At 41.4% G+C, this 22,459-nt stretch carries 19 protein-coding genes and 2 pseudogenes; 10 read left to right on the plus strand and 11 right to left on the minus strand.

From position 1 onward, the window contains the following. Positions 1–213: 213 nt before the first annotated feature. The 5 genes from H6G96_RS09170 to H6G96_RS09190 all read left to right on the plus strand — a co-directional run bounded on the left by H6G96_RS09170 (position 214) and on the right by H6G96_RS09190 (position 6,843). Positions 214–1,227, plus strand: a complete 1,014-nt coding sequence (locus H6G96_RS09170) for a LysR family transcriptional regulator (RefSeq protein ID WP_190911167.1) — start codon at positions 214–216, stop codon at positions 1,225–1,227. Positions 1,228–1,473: 246 nt separating this feature from the next. Continuing rightward, positions 1,474–2,877: a serine/threonine-protein kinase gene (locus H6G96_RS09175; protein ID WP_190911168.1), complete on the plus strand. Its 1,404-nt coding sequence runs from the start codon at positions 1,474–1,476 to the stop codon at positions 2,875–2,877. Positions 2,878–2,903: 26 nt separating this feature from the next. After that, on the plus strand, positions 2,904–3,947 hold the full coding sequence (locus H6G96_RS09180; RefSeq protein ID WP_190911169.1) for a PstS family phosphate ABC transporter substrate-binding protein: 1,044 nt from the start codon (positions 2,904–2,906) through the stop codon (positions 3,945–3,947). Between the two features lie 154 nt (positions 3,948–4,101). After that, positions 4,102–5,499: an ABC transporter substrate-binding protein gene (locus tag H6G96_RS09185; RefSeq protein WP_190911170.1), complete on the plus strand. Its 1,398-nt coding sequence runs from the start codon at positions 4,102–4,104 to the stop codon at positions 5,497–5,499. Positions 5,500–5,796: 297 nt separating this feature from the next. Beyond that, complete coding sequence (locus tag H6G96_RS09190; RefSeq protein WP_190911171.1) at positions 5,797–6,843, plus strand: PstS family phosphate ABC transporter substrate-binding protein; 1,047 nt, start codon at positions 5,797–5,799, stop codon at positions 6,841–6,843. Positions 6,844–6,921: 78 nt separating this feature from the next. On the opposite strand, the gene H6G96_RS09195 is transcribed toward H6G96_RS09190, so the two are convergent. Then, entirely contained in the window at positions 6,922–7,641 is a 720-nt protein-coding gene (locus tag H6G96_RS09195; RefSeq protein ID WP_190911172.1) for a Crp/Fnr family transcriptional regulator, read from the minus strand. 529 nt (positions 7,642–8,170) lie between these two features. Between H6G96_RS09195 and H6G96_RS09200 the strand changes: the two genes are divergently transcribed. Beyond that, positions 8,171–8,857, plus strand: coding sequence for a DALR anticodon-binding domain-containing protein (locus H6G96_RS09200; protein WP_347242202.1), 687 nt, complete (start codon positions 8,171–8,173; stop codon positions 8,855–8,857). A gap of 189 nt (positions 8,858–9,046) precedes the next feature. On the opposite strand, the gene H6G96_RS09205 is transcribed toward H6G96_RS09200, so the two are convergent. Both H6G96_RS09205 and H6G96_RS09210 read right to left on the minus strand, forming a co-directional pair. Next, on the minus strand, positions 9,047–9,916 hold the full coding sequence (locus H6G96_RS09205) for a Cof-type HAD-IIB family hydrolase (RefSeq protein WP_190911174.1): 870 nt from the start codon (positions 9,914–9,916) through the stop codon (positions 9,047–9,049). Positions 9,917–10,196: 280 nt separating this feature from the next. After that, complete coding sequence (locus H6G96_RS09210) at positions 10,197–10,904, minus strand: choice-of-anchor E domain-containing protein (RefSeq protein WP_190911175.1); 708 nt, start codon at positions 10,902–10,904, stop codon at positions 10,197–10,199. Between the two features lie 564 nt (positions 10,905–11,468). Here H6G96_RS09210 and polA point away from each other — a divergent pair. After that, positions 11,469–14,411, plus strand: coding sequence for a DNA polymerase I (gene polA / locus H6G96_RS09215; RefSeq protein ID WP_190911176.1), 2,943 nt, complete (start codon positions 11,469–11,471; stop codon positions 14,409–14,411). 143 nt (positions 14,412–14,554) lie between these two features. Here the strand turns inward: polA and psb27 are convergent, their stop codons facing one another. Beyond that, entirely contained in the window at positions 14,555–14,959 is a 405-nt protein-coding gene (gene psb27, locus H6G96_RS09220) for a photosystem II protein Psb27 (RefSeq protein WP_190911177.1), read from the minus strand. A 453-nt stretch (positions 14,960–15,412) separates the two neighbouring features. Here psb27 and H6G96_RS09225 point away from each other — a divergent pair, with 453 nt between their 5' ends. Then, entirely contained in the window at positions 15,413–15,853 is a 441-nt protein-coding gene (locus H6G96_RS09225; protein WP_190911178.1) for a hypothetical protein, read from the plus strand. Between the two features lie 49 nt (positions 15,854–15,902). Here H6G96_RS09225 and argB read toward each other — a convergent pair whose 3' ends face one another. Then, a complete protein-coding gene (gene argB, locus H6G96_RS09230; protein ID WP_190911179.1) occupies positions 15,903–16,796 on the minus strand; it encodes an acetylglutamate kinase in 894 nt (297 codons plus the stop codon). A gap of 189 nt (positions 16,797–16,985) precedes the next feature. Here argB and H6G96_RS09235 point away from each other — a divergent pair, with 189 nt between their 5' ends. Then, positions 16,986–17,213: a hypothetical protein gene (locus H6G96_RS09235; protein ID WP_190911180.1), complete on the plus strand. Its 228-nt coding sequence runs from the start codon at positions 16,986–16,988 to the stop codon at positions 17,211–17,213. On the opposite strand, the gene H6G96_RS09240 is transcribed toward H6G96_RS09235, so the two are convergent. Further along, the gene (locus tag H6G96_RS09240; protein ID WP_190911181.1) at positions 17,214–17,576 is read right to left on the minus strand and encodes a pentapeptide repeat-containing protein; all 363 of its coding nucleotides are present in this window, start codon (positions 17,574–17,576) and stop codon (positions 17,214–17,216) included. It lies immediately after the preceding gene. A gap of 202 nt (positions 17,577–17,778) precedes the next feature. Between H6G96_RS09240 and H6G96_RS09245 the strand changes: the two genes are divergently transcribed. Next, on the plus strand, positions 17,779–18,381 hold the full coding sequence (locus H6G96_RS09245; protein ID WP_190911182.1) for a Uma2 family endonuclease: 603 nt from the start codon (positions 17,779–17,781) through the stop codon (positions 18,379–18,381). A 98-nt stretch (positions 18,382–18,479) separates the two neighbouring features. Here the strand turns inward: H6G96_RS09245 and H6G96_RS42815 are convergent, their stop codons facing one another. The 5 genes and pseudogenes from H6G96_RS42815 to H6G96_RS09270 form a co-directional block, all read right to left on the minus strand. Further along, positions 18,480–20,225, minus strand: coding sequence for an ATP-binding protein (locus H6G96_RS42815; RefSeq protein WP_190911183.1), 1,746 nt, complete (start codon positions 20,223–20,225; stop codon positions 18,480–18,482). Then, positions 20,222–21,280, minus strand: coding sequence for an ABC transporter substrate-binding protein (locus tag H6G96_RS09255; protein WP_190911184.1), 1,059 nt, complete (start codon positions 21,278–21,280; stop codon positions 20,222–20,224). Before H6G96_RS09255 ends, H6G96_RS42815 begins: the two co-directional genes overlap by 4 nt. A gap of 297 nt (positions 21,281–21,577) precedes the next feature. Next, positions 21,578–21,718 (minus strand): annotated as a pseudogene (locus tag H6G96_RS09260) (shikimate kinase); the annotation flags it as partial. Continuing rightward, positions 21,718–22,053, minus strand: a complete 336-nt coding sequence (locus H6G96_RS09265; RefSeq protein WP_190911185.1) for an element excision factor XisI family protein — start codon at positions 22,051–22,053, stop codon at positions 21,718–21,720. The pseudogene H6G96_RS09260 and the gene H6G96_RS09265, both read right to left, overlap by 1 nt. Then, positions 22,041–22,457: pseudogene (locus tag H6G96_RS09270) on the minus strand (XisH family protein). Before H6G96_RS09270 ends, H6G96_RS09265 begins: the two are co-directional and overlap by 13 nt. Between the last annotated feature and the right edge of the window lie 2 nt (positions 22,458–22,459).

Here is a 22,459-nt window from a genome sequence, read left to right on the forward strand (position 1 = left end):
ACATACACAGGTGAAGTAATTTAAAGAAAATTGAATTCAGTACAACCAATACCACAAAGTATTCAAAAGGGGACTTTAGTGAAGATGTTGTGCTATTGTCTTTTTCGAGTCAAGCCTTCAAGTTTAATATGCAACAAATCATGCCCAGCTGATTGCTGCCAAACCTGATTTTTTTCTGCATCCGCTCCTTTTAAAGTTTGTGGATTGAGCCTTATGTCTGACCTTCCTTTCACTTTAGATCAGTTACGTATTTTAAAAGCGATCGCGCAAGAAGGAAGCTTCAAGCGTGCCGCTGATAGTCTTTACGTCTCCCAACCTGCCGTCAGCTTGCAAGTGCAAAATCTCGAACGGCAGCTAGATGTCCCTCTATTCGATCGTGGAGGACGACGCGCCCAATTAACCGAAGCAGGGCATCTATTACTAAGTTACGGTGAAAAAATCCTCAGTCTGTGTCAGGAAACCTGCCGCGCGATCGAGGATTTACAAAATCTCCAAGGCGGTACTTTAATTGTCGGTGCTTCTCAAACCACCGGCACTTATCTTTTACCCAAAATGATCGGGATGTTCCGACAAAAATATCCAGATGTGGCAGTGCAATTACACGTCCACTCTACCCGACGGACTGCTTGGAGTGTCGCTAACGGACAAGTTGATCTGGCAATTATCGGTGGTGAAATTCCCAGTGAATTATCAGAATCCTTGGAAGTTCTTTCTTACGCTGAAGACGAACTAGCGCTAATTCTACCTATCTTTCATCCCTTTACCAAACTTGAAAGAATCCAAAAAGAAGACCTATACAAATTACAATTCATTGCCCTAGATTCCCAATCGACTATCCGCAAAGTAATTGACCAAGTGCTAGCACGCTGTGAAATTGATACCAGACGTTTTAAGATTGAAATGGAATTAAACTCTATTGAAGCAATTAAAAATGCTGTGCAATCTGGTTTGGGGGCTGCCTTTGTTTCAACTAGTGCGATCGCTAAAGAGTTACAAATGGGGGTTCTACACCGTACCCCCATTGAAGGTGTCGTTGTTAAACGGACACTATGGCTGATTTTTAATCCTAATCGCTATAGATCCAAGGCGGCAGAAGCTTTTAGCCGGGAAATTTTGCCCCAGTTTGCTAATCCTGGATGGAGTCAAGATGTGTTAACATTGGCACAAAAAAACATAGTGTTAGCTACATTAGATGGAGCAATGCCCAACTCCTCCGGCGAAGACTAACAATCTGGTCATTAGTCTTAGGCTTAGGGTGTCTAGGTCATTTCGTAATTCGTAATTCGTAATTCGTAATTCGTAATTATTATCTCATAGCTTTTCGCGTAACCTGTCGTAGGCAAGCTAAAAATTTGACATCAGTAAAAAGTTTTCTGTTCTTGATAAAGAAATTTAGTTTCTATGTAACCTGAATCAATTACGAATTACGCTATATCAATTACGAATTATTTTGACTAATGACTAATCACGAAAATGGAAGTTTACTGCACTCGTCCACGTTGCCCACGCCCACAAAACTATTTTGCCGATTTAGATGATATTACGACGCTGAAAACAACGCAGCAAAAGTATTGTACTACCTGTGGTATGCCATTGCTGCTAGATGGTCGATATGTCCCTATGAAGCTACTGGGAAGGGGCGGATTTGGAGCAGCCTTTTTGGCACGCGATCGCCGAATACCGGGAATGCGTCAATGCGTAGTTAAGCAATTTCAACCTGCGGGAAATTTAACCTTAAATCAACTGCAACAAGCACAGTTGATGTTTGAAAGAGAAGCAGAAGTTTTAGCACAGCTTGGTAACGATCACGAACAAATACCTGACTTGTTTGCTTTCTTTCCGGTGATAATTAATGGTTTGCAACCAGGACAGCAAGACCAGTTTTTTTACTTGGTACAAGAATATATTAATGGGGAAAACTTAGAGGAAGAATTAGTTCAACATGGCAGATTTTCTGAGCAGCAAATCTTGGAGGTGCTGCAAGAAATCTTGAAAGTGCTAAAGTTTGTACATGATAGAGGCATTATCCACAGAGATATTAAACCATCTAATATCATGCGTCGTCGTGATGGTAGACTTTTTTTACTAGATTTTGGCGCAGTTAAGCAAGTAACAAATGCTGCGCTAGGTGCTGCTTCTTCCACAGGAATTTATTCTATGGGATTTGCGCCGCCTGAGCAGATGGCTGGGGGTCAAGTATTTCCATCTACAGATTTATACGCCTTAGCTGTAACTCTTATTACTTTGTTGACAAATCAGGAAGCAGTTAAACTGTTTGATGCTTATACCAACCAGTGGAAATGGCGAATGCAAGTCACTATTAGCCCTCGCCTTGCTGACATATTAGACAGGATGCTGCTACCTGCTGCTAATCAGCGTTTCCAGTCAGCTCAAGAGGTTTTAGATGCACTTAACTTACAGGCGGCTCAAGCCTCTACACAATTTAATTCACCTTCTGTAACCCTTCCGCCACAACCATCCAAAGGAGGTTCTAATCCCGTCGTTCCTCGCCGTTTACCAACTCAACCAGCGTTTTCTACAGTGGAATTATTGGGTGGGGCAGCATTTAGTGGGTTTGAGGGGGCATTGATAGCGATCGCTCTCTTGAGTCTAGTAAAATCACCTATAGTTACTTTAGGTATTGCATTTGTAATTTTGGGGATACTGATATTTGCCCAAACTAGACGGTGGATTGAAAAGTTCGATTTACTAATTATTCCAACAATTACTGTCGCAATTATTTTTTTTCTCCCTTTTTTACAAGGGGGGCTTGGCATTAAAGTAGTAGTTTTTTTAGCAGTTGGAGCAGGGTTAGTAGCGATTTCCTTAACAGCCGTATTTAGACTTATTTATAAATTATTATCTCTCTTACTTTAAAAAACTTTTGGTGCTAACAGCTAAATATGTCTCAGAAAAACGAAACACTTAGTCTTTTCTTAGCTGCTATCATCACCATTGGCTTAATATTTAGTGGCTTATGGTTTTTTATGGAACGGTGGGCGCAACTAAATGGAACTGTTGCTAAACCTTCGGGGACTGGTAACACAGATAATCCCATGAACCAATTGCTTAGTAAATGTAACGTGCCCAACCTCCCAGAGGGGACATTCAACTATGGTGGTAGCACAACCTGGGCACCCATCCGTAAGGACGTAGATAGCGTACTGCAAAGCCTGTGCCCTCGGTTTGTTTTACGCTATACTCAACCCCCCTCAGGTCAACCCGGATCTGGAACTGGTATTCGGATGTTGATAGATAATCAACTAGCTTTTTCTCAATCTTCTCGTTCAGTCAAAGCTGAAGAAAATGCCGAAGCTAGACAAAAAGGATTTAGTTTGAAAGAAATTCCAGTGGGGATTGATGGCATTGCGATCGCAGTTAACCACAATCTCAATGTCCCTGGTTTAACTGTCGCCCAAGTCAAAGACATCTACACGAGCAAAATTACTAATTGGCAACAAGTAGGTGGTCCGAATTTACCAATTACAGTCTACTCTCGCAGCAAAGAAGCTGGGGGTACAGTGGAGTTCTTTGTCGAAAATGTTTTAAATAAAGAGAATTTTGGTGCCAACGTTAGTTATATTGGCACGACCACGGAAGCAGTACGAAAAGTAGCGGTGAATACTGGTGCAATTTACTATGCTTCTGCCCCAGAGGTTGTACCCCAGTGTACGATTAAGTCACTACCATTAGGGCGAGCAAGCGGGCAATTTGTAACTCCCTACCAAGAACCCTTTGTACCTCAATCTGAGTGTCCCAGTAAGCGTAATCAGTTGAATAGTCAGGCGTTTCGTAGTGGAGACTATGCAATTACCCGCAATTTATTTGTAATTGTTAAACAGAATGGTCAAACAGATCAGCAAGCTGGAGAAGCTTATGCAAATTGGTTGCTAACACCTCAGAGTCAAGAACTGATTGAAAAATCTGGATTTATCAGAATTAAATGATCCAAATTGTTAAAATTAGCGAAATAATCAAGTTAGGGCTTATACAAAAACTTTTTTAAATTCTTATTTATCGTGCATTTTGAATAGTTCGTTTTTTACCTCCAGACATAACTTATACAAATAATAAACATTTTTATTTTATTTAAATTTGTTCATGTCACAAAAGAATGAAACTAAAATTTTAGCTTTGACCCTGCTGTTTACCGTTGGAATAGTTAGCGGTAGTGTTTGGTGGTTTACTAACAATGGGGTCAAAATTAGTAATAGTATCACTCAAAATCCAGAAACAGCTAGCAATCGATCCTTACAAGACCGCATTAGTTTTGGGGAAAAATCCTTGAATCCGGGTGATATTTCTCCAGTTAAAAAAGAAGGAGTACAGGCGATCGCAGCTAAAAGTTATGATAAAGCGATCGCTAATTTCACAGATGCCCTAAAACTCAACCGTAACGATCCAGAAACGCTAATTTTTCTGAACAATGCCCGCATTGGTTCTTCCAAGAGCTACACTATTATGGCTTCTGTACCGTTCGGCACCGACCCCAATGCTTCGTTAGAGATTTTGCGTGGCATTGCCCAAGCCCAAAATGAAATTAATACCTCTGGAAGAGTCAAGGGAGTACCGTTAAGGGTAGGGATAGCTAACGACGATGACAATCCAGAAATATCCAAGCAAATCGCTTCCAACCTAGTCAGTAATTCAGAAGTATTAGCTGTAGTTGGGCCTAATACTAGCGATTCCACTTTAGCCGCCGGTACTATTTATACTTCAGGAGAACTTGTAGCAATTTCCCCTACCAGTACATCTGTAAAAATTTCTAACTTTAGCCGCTATGTTTTTCGCACGGTTCCCAGTGATTTTATGGCTGCTAGAAGTTTAGCCAACTATATGGTGAAAACTTTACAGAAAAAAAATGCAGTGGTTTTCTTTAATTCTCAGAGTAACTATAGCCAGTCTTTAAAGTCGGAGTTTGTCTCATCTGTTTCCCTAGAGGGTGGACAAGTATCCAGCGAATTTGATTTGTCTCAGGTGGGTTTTAGTGCGGTTAAAAGTGTAGAACAAGCAACTAAGCAAGGTGCAGAAGTGTTGATGTTAGCAGCTAACACTGAAACTCTCGATAAAGCACTGCAAGTAATTCAGATTAACCAGAAAAAGTTAACTCTGCTGGCGGGAGATGATGTTTACACCGCTAAAACTTTAGAAATTGGCAGAGAACAAGCTGTGGGGATGGTATTGGCGGTTCCCTGGCATATTGATGGCGCTCCCAAGTCAAATTTTCCTCAGAAATCCCGGCAGTTATGGGGCGGTGATGTGAGTTGGCGAAGTGCCCTTAGCTATGATGCCACTGTAGCTCTGATTGAGGCATTAAAACGCAACCCCACACGTTCTGGAGTTCAACAAGCACTCTTATCCTCTGAATTTTCTACCACCGGTGCTTCTGGTACAATTCGGTTTTTAGCATCAGGCGATCGCAATGCGCCAGTCCAACTTGTAAAAATTGTTCCTGGTTCTCGTTCCCGCACAGGTTATGACTTTGAACCAGTGCGTTAATCAGCAATAAAAAATTAAAAATTAACCAATACTTAACTTGGAAAAACCTTCAAAATGAGAAATTGAACTTTATGGGGAAAATTTTTACTGTCAATTTATTCTTACCAGCACTCAAATTTTGAGAAAACAGACGAGTAATCCAAGGGAAATTTATTATACCTTGGCATCTATCGTAGTAAAAAGTGAGGATTTGTCATAATTCGCTAACAAAACACCCGTCCTCTCAATACAATCTCAAGTAGCAAGCACTTATCAAGTCAAGCACTTATATTGAATGGACGCACGGGTAATTCTACTATGTCCCAAAAAAATGAAACAACTATTCTTGTCTTATCCATCCTAATCACGACCGGGCTAATAGCTGGCGGTTTTTGGTGGTTTACTAGAAAGTCTGGTGTTGATCTAAATACAATTAATTCTGGTAACACCAAAATGCCCGAAGCCGCGTCAAAACAGCCTAGTAGCAATACTTTCACTTCAGTACAGAATGTTCCTACAGGATTATTCAATTACGGAGGCAGTACATCTTGGGCACCGATTCGGCTGGTAGTTGATTCAGCAATTCAAGCGGCGCGACCAGAACTGCGGCTGCGCTATGTAGAACCCAGCAATGCATCTCCTGGTTCTGGTACTGGCATCCAATCACTCATAGACGGTCAACTAGCCTTTGCCCAGTCCTCCCGACCAGTTTTAGATACAGAGTTAAGTCGTGCCCAGCAGCGTGGGTTCAGTTTGAAACAAATTCCTGTGGCAATTGATGGTTTGGCAGTCGCAGTTAACCCCAGCCTTAATATCCAAGGGCTAACAGTAGAGCAGTTAAAGTCAATTTATACAGGCAAAATTAATAATTGGAGCCAGGTGGGTGGCCCCAATATCCCGATTAAGCCATATTCTCGCAGCATTGCTGATGGCGGTACGGTGGAACTTTTTGTCCAAGATATCTTGGGTGGTCAACCTTTCAGTTCCGATGTGGAATTTATCTCCACAACCACCCAAGCCTTGCAAAAATTGGCTATTAGTCCTGGTAGCATCTACTACGCTTCTGCCCCAGAGGTGATTCCTCAATGCTCAATCAAAGCCTTGCCGTTGGGGCGGACGCAAGGGCAATATATTGCTCCATACCAGGAACCATCTGTCCTCCCGTCCGAATGTCCTGGTAAACGGAACAAATTGAACATTGAGGCTTTCCAATCAGGAAAATACCCGATTACCCGCAATCTGTTTGTGGTGGTCAAACAGAATGGTCAGACTGAGCAGCAAGCAGGTGTCGCTTACGCCGACTTACTGCTGACCGAGCAGGGACAGGAACTGATTACCCAAGCTGGGTTTGTCAAAATTCGCTGACAAGAGCGATCGCCTTCGGTGGGGCATAGTCCATCACACTCAGGCAGAGTGGCGGAAATCGCCGCTCTGAATTGTGCTTTAACCAGCTCTATTAATCGACTCTGCTGGCAAGCAAATGAGATTATCCCCTTGAGTGAGGATTAAGCCACGTTGACGTAGCTTACCCATCAAGCGGGTGACGGTGACACGAGTCGAACCAATCGCGCTCCCAATTTGGGCATGGGTGAGGGGAAAGGGCAGACAATAGCCGCGAATCACATCAGGATCTGTTTCGCTCATTGCTGGCTCTCCATATTCCTCAATTAACAATGTGAGAAATCCTAAGAGTCGGTCAATTGTGCGGCGTTGTCCCAAGGCACTCAGCCACAGTAGCTTACGCTGGTGCTGATACCTAAAGGCATCCATAACTTCACGACGGAAGTGAGGCCAGTTGTCTAAGTCGTGCCAGTACATCCACAACACCGCAGTTTGGTCAACATGGGCGTAAGACTGGAGTGTGAATGGTGACTGAGCAACAATTTCAAATGGCTGTCCCGCTCCCACAAAACCCAAAAACGCTTCTTCTGGGGTTCTGTTAATTCGTCGAGACGTTAGCTGGCTAGCAGTCGCACTAACTTGGGCGGTTCCTACCATGCGGATCGCACCCCTTTGCACCAAATATAGCAAGCCAGGCCGGGCTGGAATGCGCTCATCTTTGCTAAAGGTACGGCAGCGATAGTGTTCTTGAGCCCAGTCAAGAATGCGTTGCCAAGTCAAAAAAGGCCGTGATGCCTCAGAAAAGGAGGATGGAGATTGCATAGGTAACAAAGAGCGTTCGGCTGAAGACAAAGACGTGATCAAAAGGTGCAAGGAGTGTCTTTGTGTTGGCGAGGCAGGCTTAACGCCTAACAGCGTCAGCCAATCCAATCCAAAGAATAGAAAGCAAATTACTCTCTACTCTTTTGTTATACTTCCTACTGTACAATGATGGTAGTAAAGTTTACTTTCTATTTATCGATTATTCATCAAATTTTATCCTCTTCTCATTTTTCTTTATCTGAATTAAATTTATCTCGCAAGATAGATGACAGAAAATCAACAAATATATTTTACATGATTATTTCAATAAAATTACGTGCATTATAAATTACTAGTTAGCAAATATACGTCAGTTAAACAGCTAATATATAGTTATTTTGTAAAAACACTAAGCATTAATACTTATAAAGAAAAAATTATATTCACAAAAAATGAAATAAATCATCTATATAAAGATAGAGATGATAGTAGGGTTTTATATATCTCAAGTGTGGTTCTGCGACTATCAAAATCTCAGAATCGAAAAACTATGGAGCTTGCCGATGCGATCGCCTCTGATTTATTGAAGATTTGTGACGACGTTTTTAGCGTCCAAATTGTTCCTCCTGGGTGGATACATTTTGAATTAACTGACTCGACGTTAGCGACTTGGTTACAAAGTCTTATAGAGAGGAGTTTAGGGGGAGCAGGGGAGGCAGGGGAGCCAGGGGAGGATGAGAGAGATGAGGAAGACAAGGCGAATAACCAATGCGCAATGTCCGATTCATTGTTTGCTGTTCAGTACGCCCATGCACGTTGCTGTTCGCTAGTGCTGCTGGCTCACCGAGAGGGATTGATTAAACTTAGAGAACCAGTTCCAAATACTAGTCCAGCTTTTTGGGATGTTATCTCCCCTAATCCCTTACCTTGGCTCAATGGTGACGGAAGACTGCGGCTAAATCACCCAAATGAGCGTCGTCTAATTGCCGAGTTAGTAAAAGTGGTAGACAACATAGAGTGCGCTGATATTAAGGGTTCTGTGAAATGGGAAAAAGTAGCGCTGAGTTTGAGCCAAGCTTTTGAAAATTTTTGGTCTAATTGCCGGATTTGGGGTGAGGTGAAAATTACCTCACCAGAACTAACCCAAGCCAGACTTGGATTGCTTATGGCTACCCAATCAGTATTAAGGTTTGTCCTAGAGGAAAGCTTGGGTATTATTGCGCCCTTGGAGTTATAAATCGGTAATGTCGCTTAGGTATAAAATAAAAAATCTTATAATAGCTATTGACTCAATGCATCACCTCAGCTACATTATCAGGTGTGTGAGGAGCGAACCAGCTAGGGCACCGAGACGAAACACGGCCAGTCGTCGGTGTCCTTTCTGATTTATAGATTTATATGGGTTAGGTTTGAAAAAGTGCCCTCATTACAGTAAAAACTTTTCAATTGCTACTGCTGCTCCATCTTCCTCTACGCTAGGAGCTACCCACTGCGCGATCGCTTGCACTCCTGCTGGTGCATTGCCCATAGCTACACCGAGGCCAACAGACTCCAGCATTTCGAGATCATTGAAGTTATCACCAATCGCCATAACGTTGGCTATCTCTAATCCCAGCAATTCTTCGGCTAGGTAACGCACAGCAGTTCCTTTATTCACAGAGGCGTTAGTTGCTTCAAAGAAGGTAGCAACAGATGTTGTGAGATAAAGTTCAGCAGGTGTGTATTGGCGGCGCAAATTCCCCAATAGCTTGTCGATCACATCAATGTCATCAGACAAAGCGAGAATTTTTGTCGGTTCATTGGTTAAGGTTTGGCGCAAATCACCCACAGAAATCGGGATAATACCAGAACGTTCTGCATAAATTTGGGTTTCTCTGGTTAACTCACGGACGTATAGCTGATCATTGATGTAGAAGTGGATAGATAGGAGCGATCGCAACTCAGGTCGTTCAAAATAGTCTATTAGCTGGGAGGCAATTTCCCTAGAAATAGCCCAATGGCGATGAATTTTTTCGGTAATTGGGTCTTGAATCCAGGCTCCCTGATAGGCCATTAATGGTAGGGTAGAGCCAATTTCTTGGTGAAAGCGCAAGGCTGAACGATACATTCGACCTGTAGCGATCGCCACTTGAATTCCTTTTGCTTGCGCTGCTACAATAGCTTGCTTTACACCTGCGCTGATGGTGTTAGAGTGTCCTGCGATCGTGCCATCTATATCCAAAACTAGTAGTTTTATGTCTTTTGCAGCAGCCTGATTATCATTAGATGCCAAATGTGTGGCAGATGCTTTCGGCATAATTTCCTAAATTATAAGTTCCAGTAAGAGGTTAACAGGCTCTAGCAACCAGTGGGTAGTATTAGCAAAAATTGGTCTTCTAGCCAACCCAAATTTTCTAACATGAGGATACTGAATCATACAATTTTAGATTGCTATAGTATTTTTTCAATATTGTCAAAATTCTGGTTTAATAATCACAAAGCAAAACCCCGATTTTTTCAAGAATCGAGGTTTTTAGTTTAAATTAGAAAGCCTAACCAATAGATAGGATGGGAAAAATCTACCTATTCAAAAAAGTTTATGAATTTGATACCTTGAACCAGCTTTTTCTGCCTTGTGACAACAGACAAAGCCCAGCAATTAAACTAACTCCAAGTGTGGCAGAGGGTTCAGGTACTGATTTTACTTCATCATAGTTATAAGTTACTTTGATACCTGCTTTAGCATAAGTATCAATATAGGATCTCATGTTGCCAGATCCTGTAACTAGTGAGTCGGCTATTGCTGAGAACAAAAATTCTACGTTGCCATTACCAATGAAAGACTGCAAGAATTGCGTATCAGTGAAAGACTGGATACCAGATTGTGTGGCAGTTAAGTTAGAAAGAGTCTTTCCAGATGTGCCAACATAATCAGTGATTGTATCGTATTGGGTAACTTGGTAACTGGAAATATATTGTGGATTCAGTGCCAACAAAGATTGATTATTTAGTTGTAAGCTCAATTGACTGCCAAGATTTACTCTAACTAAACTTGGGGTTGGACTTCTATTTTCAAAACCTGCATTTCCAAGTATGTCTCCACTAAATTCTATTGTTACGCCCTGAAGCTTGCCTAGAGATGAGTCAAATTTTTGGATGCTCAGAGGTGCATTAATGATATTTGTCAAATCGTAGTTACTAGAACTAGTGTATGAGAGAGAAGCTGCATTAGCTGCTCCAGATGTTGCAACAATTCCTGCCAAGGTTGTAGCAGCAGCTAGAGCGTTCAATAGTTTTGTTGTCATGAATAAAAGATGGTTTTCTAAAACAAATAATTACGGGATTACTAACTTATTTTTAACTCTCGAATTTTGGTTATTAGCCTGATAAATCCACGTAACCTTATATAAAGTTTTCATGTTCAAATTTCTTCGACAAAATACCTTTTTAGAGGTATATATAAAGTTTTGTTAAGGCAAAGAGGCTTTGACAGTGGTAGTTATGTGTTGAAATATTAAGCTAGTTTTCGTTGGTTCCTGAGAATTGAATTCTAGGTAAGCTAGGTCAAGGAAATTAAACATAAAACCCTCAGGAGATAGATCCCTGACTTCTTAACAGAAATCGAGGCTCTAGTTATGTAGCTACTGTGTTTATTTAGACTACTGTACTTAATTGGGACAGTATCCCTGCAAAAAGCTGGTTCTACTTGGCTTCCGTAGTAAAGCTGCAAATGCGTAGACATCGCTTTGTCTAAAATCATGTGCAGAAGCAATTTGTACGCCAAAACTGCGCTATTGTTGGCAAAGCCAAGCTGAAAAAGCATCTAAAATTACTAACTATGTGACAAAGCTTCTGGCTAAAATAGGGCTATGTCTGAAAATTTCACTTCTGTAACTGCAACACGCCCCACGTTCATCCTTGTAGATGGACACTCCCTCGCTTATCGTTCATACTTTGCTTTTGCCAAAGGGCGAGATGGTGGACTGCGTACCAAAACAGGGATTCCTACCAGTATATGTTTTGGTTTTGTTAAGTGCCTGCTGGAAGTAATGGCAACACAGCAGCCTCAAGCAATGGCGATCGCTTTTGATTTGGGTGAGGCCACTTTTCGCCACGAAGCTGACGAGACTTATAAAGCCGATCGCAAAGAAACGCCAGAAGACTTCATTCCCGACTTAGCAAACCTGCATGATTTGCTCAAAGGTTTCAATCTGCCAATTTTCACTGCCCCTGGTTACGAGGCAGATGATGTTTTAGGAACCTTATCACAACGAGTCACTGCTGCTGGGTATAAGGTGAAGATTCTCACTGGCGATCGCGATTTATTTCAACTGATCGACTCTGAAAAAGAAATTACTGTTCTGAATTTTAGTCCAGATGCCCTAAAGCGCTCCACAAATAGCATCACGGAATTTGAAGCAGAACAAGTCAAAGAAAAAATGGGGGTTTTGCCTTCACAAATTGTTGATTTCAAAGCTCTTTGTGGTGATAAATCAGATAATATTCCTGGGGTGAAAGGAATTGGGGAAAAGACAGCAGTGCAGTTGCTAAATACCTATGGTTCCCTTGACAATATTTATGCTGCGTTAGATGAAATTAAAGGCGCAACTCAGAAAAAACTATCAACGGGTAGAGAAGACGCTGATAAGTCTCGCTATTTAGCAACTATAATTCTGGATGTTCCTTTAGAAATTAATTTAGAAGATTGTAAATTAAAAGGCTTTGATACAAACGTCCTGACACCAATTTTAGAAAAGTTAGAATTCAAGTCTTTTTTAGGCAAAATCAACGACCTTCAACAACGTTTTGGTGGTAAAGTCGGAGAAATCCAAGAAACTAAAGCAGACACAATTAATTCCAATATTAACTCAGAATTCAGCGCTGATGAAGATAATGATTTGTGGTTTTTCAGTGCTAGTGATACAGCAGCAGTTCCACAACAATCTACTTCCCCAATTACACCACGCATTATAAATACCGAAGCCAAATTAACTGAGTTAGTGAAACTTCTGCAAAAATTCACCAACCCAGAGACTCCTGTTGCTTGGGACACTGAAACTACCGCTTTAGAACCAAGAGATGCTGAGTTAGTAGGAATTGGTTGCTGTTGGGGAACGCAACCAGATGAGGTAGCCTATATTCCTTTGGGGCACAAAACCGGGGAAAATTTGCATAAGGATTTGGCGCTAGAAGCATTACGCCCAATTCTTGAAAGTGCTGATTATCCTAAAGCTCTACAAAATGCCAAATTTGACCGCTTAGTTTTAAAGTGTCAAGGAATTAATTTGGCAGGAGTAGTGTTTGATCCCATGCTGGCAAGTTACATTCTAAATCCCGATTCAAGTCATAATTTGATGGATTTAGGGCAGCGATATTTGGGATTGATCGCAAAAAGTTATTTGGATTTAGTTCCTAAAGGCAAAACCATCGCTGATATAGACATTACTGCTGTAGCCGATTACTGCGGTATGGATGCTTATTCTACTTTTGGCTTAGTATCGAAATTGCGTGAAGAACTGGATAAACTTCCAACTCTATCTAAGCTATTAGTGGAAGTGGAACAGCCATTAGAAGCAGTTTTAGCCCAAATGGAATACACTGGTGTTCGCATTAATTCAACTTATTTACAAGAACTTTCACAGCATTTAGAGACAGAATTAGCCAGGTTAAAAGAGAAAGCAACTGTTATAGCTGGGGAAGATTTTAACTTGGGTTCTCCTAAACAATTGAGCCAAATTTTGTTTGAAAAGTTGGGCTTAAGCACTAAACATTCTCGTAGAATTCAAACCGGCTTCTCTACAGATGCAGCAACACTAGAAAAGCTCCAAGAAGATGATAAAACTGGATTTGTTGAAGCGATCATTGAGTATCGTACTCTATCTAAATTAAAGTCTACTTATGTTGATGCATTGCCTGCATTGGTGCGTCCAGATACCCAGCGCGTGCATACTGATTTTAACCAAGCAGCAACATCAACTGGTAGGTTATCTTCTTCTAATCCGAATTTGCAAAATATCCCCATTCGTACAGCTTTTAGTCGTCAAATTCGGAAGGCGTTTTTGCCAGAATCTGGTTGGTTAATGGTGGCTGCTGATTACTCACAAATTGAATTGCGGATTTTAGCTCATTTGAGTCAAGAGCCGATATTAGTGCAAGCATATCAGCAAAATGAAGATGTTCATACCGTTACGGCGCGGTTAGTGTTTGAAAAAGAAAATATAACCTCAGAAGAACGAGGAATAGCAAAAACTATCAATTTTGGTGTGATTTATGGAATGGGTTCTCTAAGGTTTTCGCGCTCAACTGGGATAGATAAAACTATTGCCAACGAGTTCATTAAGCGGTTTAATGAACGATATCCTAAAGTATTTGCATATTTGGAGCGAGTCAAGAAAGAAGCGATCGCTCTTGGTTATGTAGAAACTATTTTTGGTCGCCGTCGTTATTTTGACTTTACTAATAACAGTTTACGCAGATTAAAAGGTAGTAACCCAGAAGATATTGATCTGAGTAAATTGAAAAATTTGGGAGCTTATGATGCGGGTTTATTACGCTCTGCTGCTAATGCACCAATTCAAGGTTCCAATGCTGATATTATCAAAATTGCAATGGTAAGACTGCATGAGGTTCTGAAGAATTATCAGGCGCGTTTATTGTTGCAAGTTCACGATGAATTAGTATTTGAAATCCCCCCTCAGGAGTGGGAAGAATTACAACCACAAATTAAATCTTTGATGGAAAATGCAGTCCAGTTGAGTGTGCCGTTGCTGGTGGAGGCGCGTGTTGGTGAAAATTGGATGGAAACGAAGTAAGTTGAACTATGACAAGGCTTTTAGCTAGAAAAGTATCAATCAGTTTATTTTAAAATTTAAAATTCTGATTTATATAAAGTTGACAACATAATCAAGAGCCAAAAGTATTGACTCTTGATAATAGAGTAAGCAATTGTTAAGAATTAACCACCACGCTTTAGCGCTGCTTCTACCTGCTGTAACTCCTTCTCTAAACGATTTTTGAGTTTTTCGGGTACAGAACGATTTGGGTAAGAACTGTAGTGTCCAGCTAGGGAGTTGAGGGCTGTTCGCATGGTTGTAAAAGAGCCAAGACCAGAAACAGAGTTAACCCGCTGATAGCGAGCTGAAAAGTCATTAATTTTTTGACGCGCTTCTGCTTGAACTGCTGCTTTGTCTGGTGAATCTTGTGATACATCCAGAGCTTGTCTCATAATATTGACCACAGCTAAGGTATCTTGGCGATAATCCCCAGTCAAACTATCAGGACTGCCAGAACAGCCCATTAAGCCGATAGATACGACCAAAACCAGCGCAAGCAAACGCGACCAATAGCGCTTCATATGCATTAAGTAAAAGAATACGTAAATCAACGTCCATCCTATCTTGGATTGGTAACCTGGGGATCAATTTATTGCTGAGTCAAGACTAAAGAGTGAGGAGTTAGAAAACTCTATTCATCCAACTCAGAACTCCGTTCATCCAACTCAGATACTCGTTACCATTAAAAAAGGTGGGAAATTATGCGGCAATCGCGAGGTGACATTATTCTTGAGGTTTAAGCTTATAACTCAGTCCCTAGGCTTGGGCAGTGTGAGTATCAAATGAATGTTGCAAATAACTGCCTCTTTACATTTCTATTCATGCTCAAACCTTACAGGTAAATCTATCTTTCGCCAAAGGACACAAACAAAGAAATGAGAAGTCAAGAAAATTTGGCGCAGCCTCATAAAAAAATGTTATTAGTAGCTGCAACTATTTTCTGATTAAAAATTCCGGTATAAAATGCAGGTGAGTAAAATATGTTGAAAATCAAGCATTCGCAACTTAATTGGCTTTTAGCAGGAATGACTTTAGCAGTTATGGGTGTAAGTATTGCTCCAGCTTCTGCCCAAAGTGTCATAGTAATTGATGGCGCTTATGGAGGCAGGCGTGGCTGTGGAGCAGCTTGTGGTCAAACATCGCCTCCTGTTGGTTCTTTTATTTATGGTAGTCCGATTCCTACACCAATGCCTGTAGACCCAGCAACGGGACTGATGCCACAACGCAATCATTACAATTACCCTGATTATTCCTATCCCCTGTTAAGGCAAAACGTAAGAAATTCCACGCTAATTAATCCAACTTTGATTAATCCGGCAATTCGAGACTCAACCATAGTTAATCCGGTGATTATCAATAATTCATGGCGTCGTACACCATTTAGCCGTGGGCGATCGCGTGTTTTCATCTATCCTCGGTAGAGCAAAGAATAGGGAGTAAAGGAGGAAAACTCCTAACTCCTAACTCCGATTAAGTAAACTGCGAACCGAGAATCATCGTCCCAATACCAACATCAGTAAAGATTTCTAGTAACAGGGCATGGGGAATGCGACCATCGATGATGTGTGCTGCACGGACTCCTTGAGCAAGCGATCGCACACAACAACTGACTTTGGGAATCATCCCACCGCTAACGATACCATCAGCAATCAACTGCCGGGCTTCACGAATATCTACTTTTGGAATCAAAGTAGATTGGTCTTTGTAATCTTTTAAAATTCCACTGGTGTCGGTTAGTAAAATTAACTTTTCTGCTCCTAGTGCAGCAGCGATTTCTCCGGCTACAGTATCGGCGTTAATGTTATAAGCTTGCCCTGTCTCGTCTGCGGCGACGCTAGACACTACCGGAATATAGCCATTGCTAGCGAGGGTTTCCAAAATCTTGATATTAACATTGCTGACTTCTCCTACAAAACCGATGCCTTCTTGACCTTGGGGACGGGCTGTAAATAGATTCCCGTCTTTACCACAAAGTCCTACAGCCAATCCACCGGCTTGGTTAATTAGCGCGACAATTTCTTTGTTAACTCGACCAACTAAAACCATTTCCACCACATCCATTGTGGCGGCATCAGTGACTCGCAAACCATTCTTAAATTGTGGTTCGATTCCCAGCTTATCTAACCAACTGTTAATTTCTGGACCACCGCCGTGTACTACTATTGGACGCAAACCAACGCAGGATAAGAATACAATGTCGCGGATAACTTTATCTTTGAGTGTGCTATCTTTCATCGCTGCGCCACCATATTTGACAACAACAGTGCGACCGGCAAATTGTTGAATATAAGGTAGTGCTTCGCTTAGTACACGTACACGAGTGGCTTCAGCTTGCCTGATGTAGTCAGAATCGTTGTCCGTCATGAGGAGCCTAACAGAGAGAGTTAAAACCTATTTCAGTCAGTGTAGAAGACTTTGTAACTCGTCACAATCTCTGATGCCAAAATTGAGTATGTTTGTACTGATAAACTATAGCTGTTTAGTTCGTCTCAGAAATGTAAAAATCTATAAAAGAAGGACTAGCAACCAAAATCGAAAATTATCAGGAAAAATATGGATACACCGATTCTCGATCGGCTAATTGAAGAATTAAAAGTGATGCCTGAAGACTTGCAATATCGAGTGCTGGAGTTTGCCCGAACTTTAATAGGTTCGCAAATTCATGGTATTCCAGGTAAAGAATTATTAAATTTTGCAGGTACAATATCACCAAATGATATTCAGTTGATGCGCGAAGCAATTGAACAAGGTTGCGAACAGGTAGATATAGATTTGTACTAATCATTCATAGGTGTTTGGTTCAGTTACGAGTTCACCATCTGGCATAACGGTATTGTAGAAATAAGCCCCATACATTTCCGCGCAGTGCCAGTTAACTTCCAATAAATTAGCATTTTCAAGATTAACGCCCTCCATACGAGTAACTCTCAAATCAGCACCACGTAAATCAGCACCGCTCAGATTAGCGTCTCTTAAATCAGCACCCCCTAACTTAGTTTTACAGAGCATCGCCCCACTCAAATCAGCACCACTGAGATTAATGCCAGACAAGTCAACTTCGCTTAGGACTGCACCACTGAGATCAACTCCTGAAAAATCATTTTCCCCAGCATCTAAACGACTAAAAAACTCTTCAATATCCATTGAATTCTTTCGTGAGACAGCAGTAAAACTTCAAGCTCTAGAGTCAATCCTATACGAAGGATGAGACAGATCAAGATGGTGCGTTAACGAAGTAACGCACCTTACAAATTAACTATTCCCACACTACCGGACACAACATAACAGCGATCGCTCCTTCAAACCTCTAGAATTGAAATCATTAGGCTGAAGCTAGGGAACGAAAATGACCACGCTGCTAATTCAAACTGAAAGCACACCTCTAACGGTAAATGTTCCCTTACTTGGGCAGATGACAAATGAGCAGTTCTACGAATTTTGTCAAGCCAACGGAGATTTACGAATCGAGCGTACTGCCAATGGGGAAGTCATCATCATGCCACCAGCTTTTTCAGATACGGGCAATCGTAACTTTAACATTGCTGCACAGCTTGGGAATTGGACTGAACAAGATGGCACTGGCATAGGCTTTGACTCCAGTGCAGGTTTTACACTACCCAATGGAGCAATGCGTTCCCCTGATGCTTCTTGGATTGAACTGGAGCGCTGGAATGCTTTAACAGATGCACAAAAAGCTTCATTTGCACCAATTTGTCCCAGCTTTGTGATTGAGTTACGCTCCTTGAGCGATCGCCTAAACAAATTACAAGAGAAAATGCAGGAGTACATCGATAACGGTACATCACTAGGCTGGTTAATTGATCGGCAGAATCGAAAAGTCTACATTTACCGTCCGAATCGAGAAGTTGAAATTTTGGATAATCCCGAAGCAGTTAGTGGCAATCCAGAATTACCAGGGTTTATCCTACGGATGGGCAAAATTTGGTAATTTGAGTCTTCCTAATGAGAAACTTGTGTTTTGAGAACGTTAGGAATTGTCTCAAGTATTCGTACAAGACAAAATGCCGGAGTAATAGTTTGATAACGCTATGCCGCTTTCACTTGATACGCAACCTGTTCAACTGGAATTTCAATAATGAACTCTGTGCCATTGCCTGGACTAGAAACACAATTCAGAGTGCCATGATGTTTATCAACAATTACTTGACGAGCGATCGCCAAGCCTAATCCAGTTCCTTTGCCAACTCCTTTGGTGGTAAACAAATGCTCAAATATCTTTTGCTTGACATCATCTGTCATACCAATTCCATTGTCTTTAATTCGGACAGTAACTGATTGCTGATCCTCTGCTAGCCCTATTTTGATCGTAATTCGATTTGGATGTTGTTTGAGATATTCATAACTTTGCCTTTGATTCGATTCTTCCAGAGCATCGATCGCATTTGCCAGAATATTCATGAACACTTGATTGAGCTGTCCAGAAAAACAAGTGATCGCAGGAATCTTATCGTATAATCGCACGACCTCAATTGCTGGACGTAGCTCATTGGCTTTCAGGCGATATTTGAGGATCAGCAGGGTACTATCCAGTCCTTGATACAAATTAAATTGCACCGGATGCTCTGTGTCCGATCGGGAAAACGTCCGCAAGCTGGTGCTGATATCTCCAACTCGATCTGTTGCCCCTTTCATAGACAAGATCAGTTTCGGCAAATCTTCAGCTAAAAACTCCAGGTCAATCTCCTCTGCATGGTCTTGAATATTGGGTGACGGATTAGGATAGGCTTGTTGATAGTGGTGCAAATGGTTCAGCAAATCTTGGACATATTCAGTTGCGTTACTGAGGCTACCTTTAAGAAAACCGACTGGATTGTTGATTTCGTGGGCAACGCCAGCCACCAGATTGCCCAAAGCAGACATTTTCTCACTTTGAATGATTTGCATTTGAACTTGTTGCAAGTCTTGGATTGCTTTCTCTAAATCTTGGGCTTGCTGCCGTAATTGCGCTTCTGATGCCAATAAAGCGGCTTCTGCTTGTTTGCGCTGTGCAACTTCTTGTTCAAGTTGCTGGTATGCCTCTACTCGTGTAGCGGCTGCTTGAATCGTATGGGCAAGGAATTGGATTTCGTTATCTGGCAATCCACTGGGCATAACAAAATGGTCAATGCTTTGACTGTCGGTGACGGCTTTATTCAAACGTTGCAGAGGATGTAAAACCGATCGCTGAATCATCACTGTCATCAGTGCTAGAATCGCTGACATCCCAACAAGTAGGGTAAAGGTAGAGGTAGAGAACGTTTTCCACGCTTGCTGTTGTAGTTCTTCGACATCAAGAATGGCGATCGTCATTCCGCGTCGGTTTGCCTGACCAAACATGGTGCTGCTAAAGGGCAAAATTTCTACTAATACGGGCTTACCATCGATTATGGTTCTCAAACTCGTTTCTGAACCTGTTTGAGAAACCTGTTCTAATACTTGAGCCAATTCTGGATGAATCGAAGCATAAGGCGGATTTTGTAATGCCTCTCCACTTCGAGCCAGGGTTTGTCCATTGGGACTAACGATCGCCACCTCTACGACCGTTGGCAGTGTAGCGTAGTTTTGTACCACTCGCTTGATAATGCTTCTATTCCCTAGTTCGATTAATCCTTCCGTAGAAAACCCAACCCCCTGGGTAATCGATTGGGCACGTTGTTCTAGTTCTTGCTCTAGCTTTGATTGAATCAAGAAGTAGTTCAATCCCAATGTGGTTAAGCCGACTGTTGCTAGAGAAATGCCAAAACCCATCAGTAGTTGATGGGATAAATTACTTTTAGATAACTTCTGGCTCATGACTTCCATCCTGCCATTGCTTCATTGACAAGTGTTGGATCAATCTCTACGTCTTGCCGAATCACCCGACCATGACGCGGATCTGCTTGAAGAAGTTGGACAATTTCTGCTTTTGCGGAATTGAGACGACCATCTGCTGCAAACATCCGCTTGTTCGAAGTAATATCTCCTTTTTTTAGCCCAGCATAATCACTGGCAAAAGACTTACTACTTTGTCCTAGTTTTTTTCCAACTGCGTTAAATACTTCTGTTGGCTGGGTTTCAACTGCGTGCATTACATCAAACCATGCCAGCATGAATTGCTTTAGTTCCGCTTTTTTAGCTTTCATCATGTTGTCGCTGGACATTAAGATATCAATCACCAGACTGTCTACTTGTTTTGTGGTGTGAATCACATTGCCCTTGATGCTCTTCGCTGTTTCTCCTAGCATCGGTTCCCATAGCACAGCAGCATCGATCTCACCTGTGCCAATTTTCTGGGCTGCTACTTCATTGGAGTAATCCAGAATCTGAACTTCAGAGGGTTTAATTTGCTGGGATTTTAGAGCTTCCAGCAAAATTAAATGGTTGACGGTTCCTAACTTTGCTCCTACTCGTTTAGCGCGTAAGTCTTGCAGCGATTTAATTCCTGTCTTGGCAACAATCCCATCAGCTCCAGCAGAAATATTTGTTGTGATTAACACCACGGGTTTACCATTGCCCGGATCAACCTGCATCACATCCCAGAGGGAAACAAATGCTGCATCTAATCTTCCTTGCATAACAGCCCGACTGGAATCTTGCTGGTTATCAAATCGCACAAATTCAACTTCTAGCCCGCGCTGCTTGAAGATATCTGAGGTTTGAGCATACAGTGCAATGTCAAATCCTACCCAGCTTGTAATTCCCACCCGAAGCGGTTTGAGAGATTGGTTTTGCCCAAGACTACAGGCATTGATCACAAAAGTCAGGGAAAGGGCGATCGCAAACAAACAGAAAAAACCAGGCTTGATACCTAACCTCAAATTTTGCTTCCACCAGATACTTAATGTGTCAATAATCTGGGCAACTTTCATGACTTACCAATCTAAACTTTGGGAAAACTGTATTTAATGTTAAGAGTTCCCAAAAATACAGTGGGTATAACATTCTATGGAAAAATGTTCAAAAAAACTGCTGGAATAAGTGCAAGATGTTATCCAGATCAAGTATTCTCTAAGAAAACTCTATGAACAAGCCTAAAGAATAAATCTCAAATATTTTACTTACAACAAATTTGCTCTCAAACAAGTTGTGAGTTAATTGATATTACCGCGACTGAAAAATTTAGTTTGATAATAAATTCGTGTCAAGCCATCACATATTTCTGCCAGCTAATGAGATTGTGTTTTGAGAACGCCAGGAATTGGCTCTATTTGTTTGGCAACATTTTCAGGTGTATCTGCCTCTTGCACAGTGATGTGCAAATCAACTTGAGAGTAAAGTGGTGTTCGTTGTTCGAGGAGCGATCGCATTACGCTACGCCATAATCTGTATACTGACGCTTGTATGGAGCTTGCAAACCCAAGACAATATCCTCTCGTGGCACTCCCATCATCACTAATTCCTCTGCTGGATTGCGATCGGTTAAGTTCTGTTGTAGCCAGATTTTGCCATCTTTAATATCAAAATGGATCACGCATCGATAAATACGATTAAATCCTTGCCAACCACCATTCATCCATTGATAATGATTGCGTTCTGTGTCTAAAATCAGTTGGACTTCGACATTGTTATCCGAGACATCATCACTGGCATAGTTCGTCAACAATGTTTTAACATATTCTTGATATTTTGTTAGTTTATCCACTCTACAATCACCTCATCTACTGGATTGTAAACAATTAATAGCACCTGATACTGTTTGATCGCAGTTTGAGTAAACTCCAGTTGAAAAAATGTTTTGTACGTATCCAATGGAACTGCTAAGTATAAGACTCGCTCTGGTTCATATCCTGCTAACGCTAGACGGTAACTAAGAAATTGTCCCAAAGCGGAGTAAAAATCTGTAATTGCCGAGGGGTTTAAAAAGCTTTTGATTTCAATTGCTATTTTTTCATTTCCTTTTTCTGTGGCAATTATTTTCTCTACGCCTACATCAATTTGGAAATTGACTTCCCCAAATTTAAATTTTAATGGATCGCTCGTAATCCTCCATTGTTCTTATTGCAAAGCTTTTTTAACTGATTTATGAAAAATATCTTTTGCAGACAGAG

This window comes from Nostoc sp. FACHB-892 (genome assembly GCF_014698795.1).
GTDB lineage: Bacteria > Cyanobacteriota > Cyanobacteriia > Cyanobacteriales > Nostocaceae > Nostoc.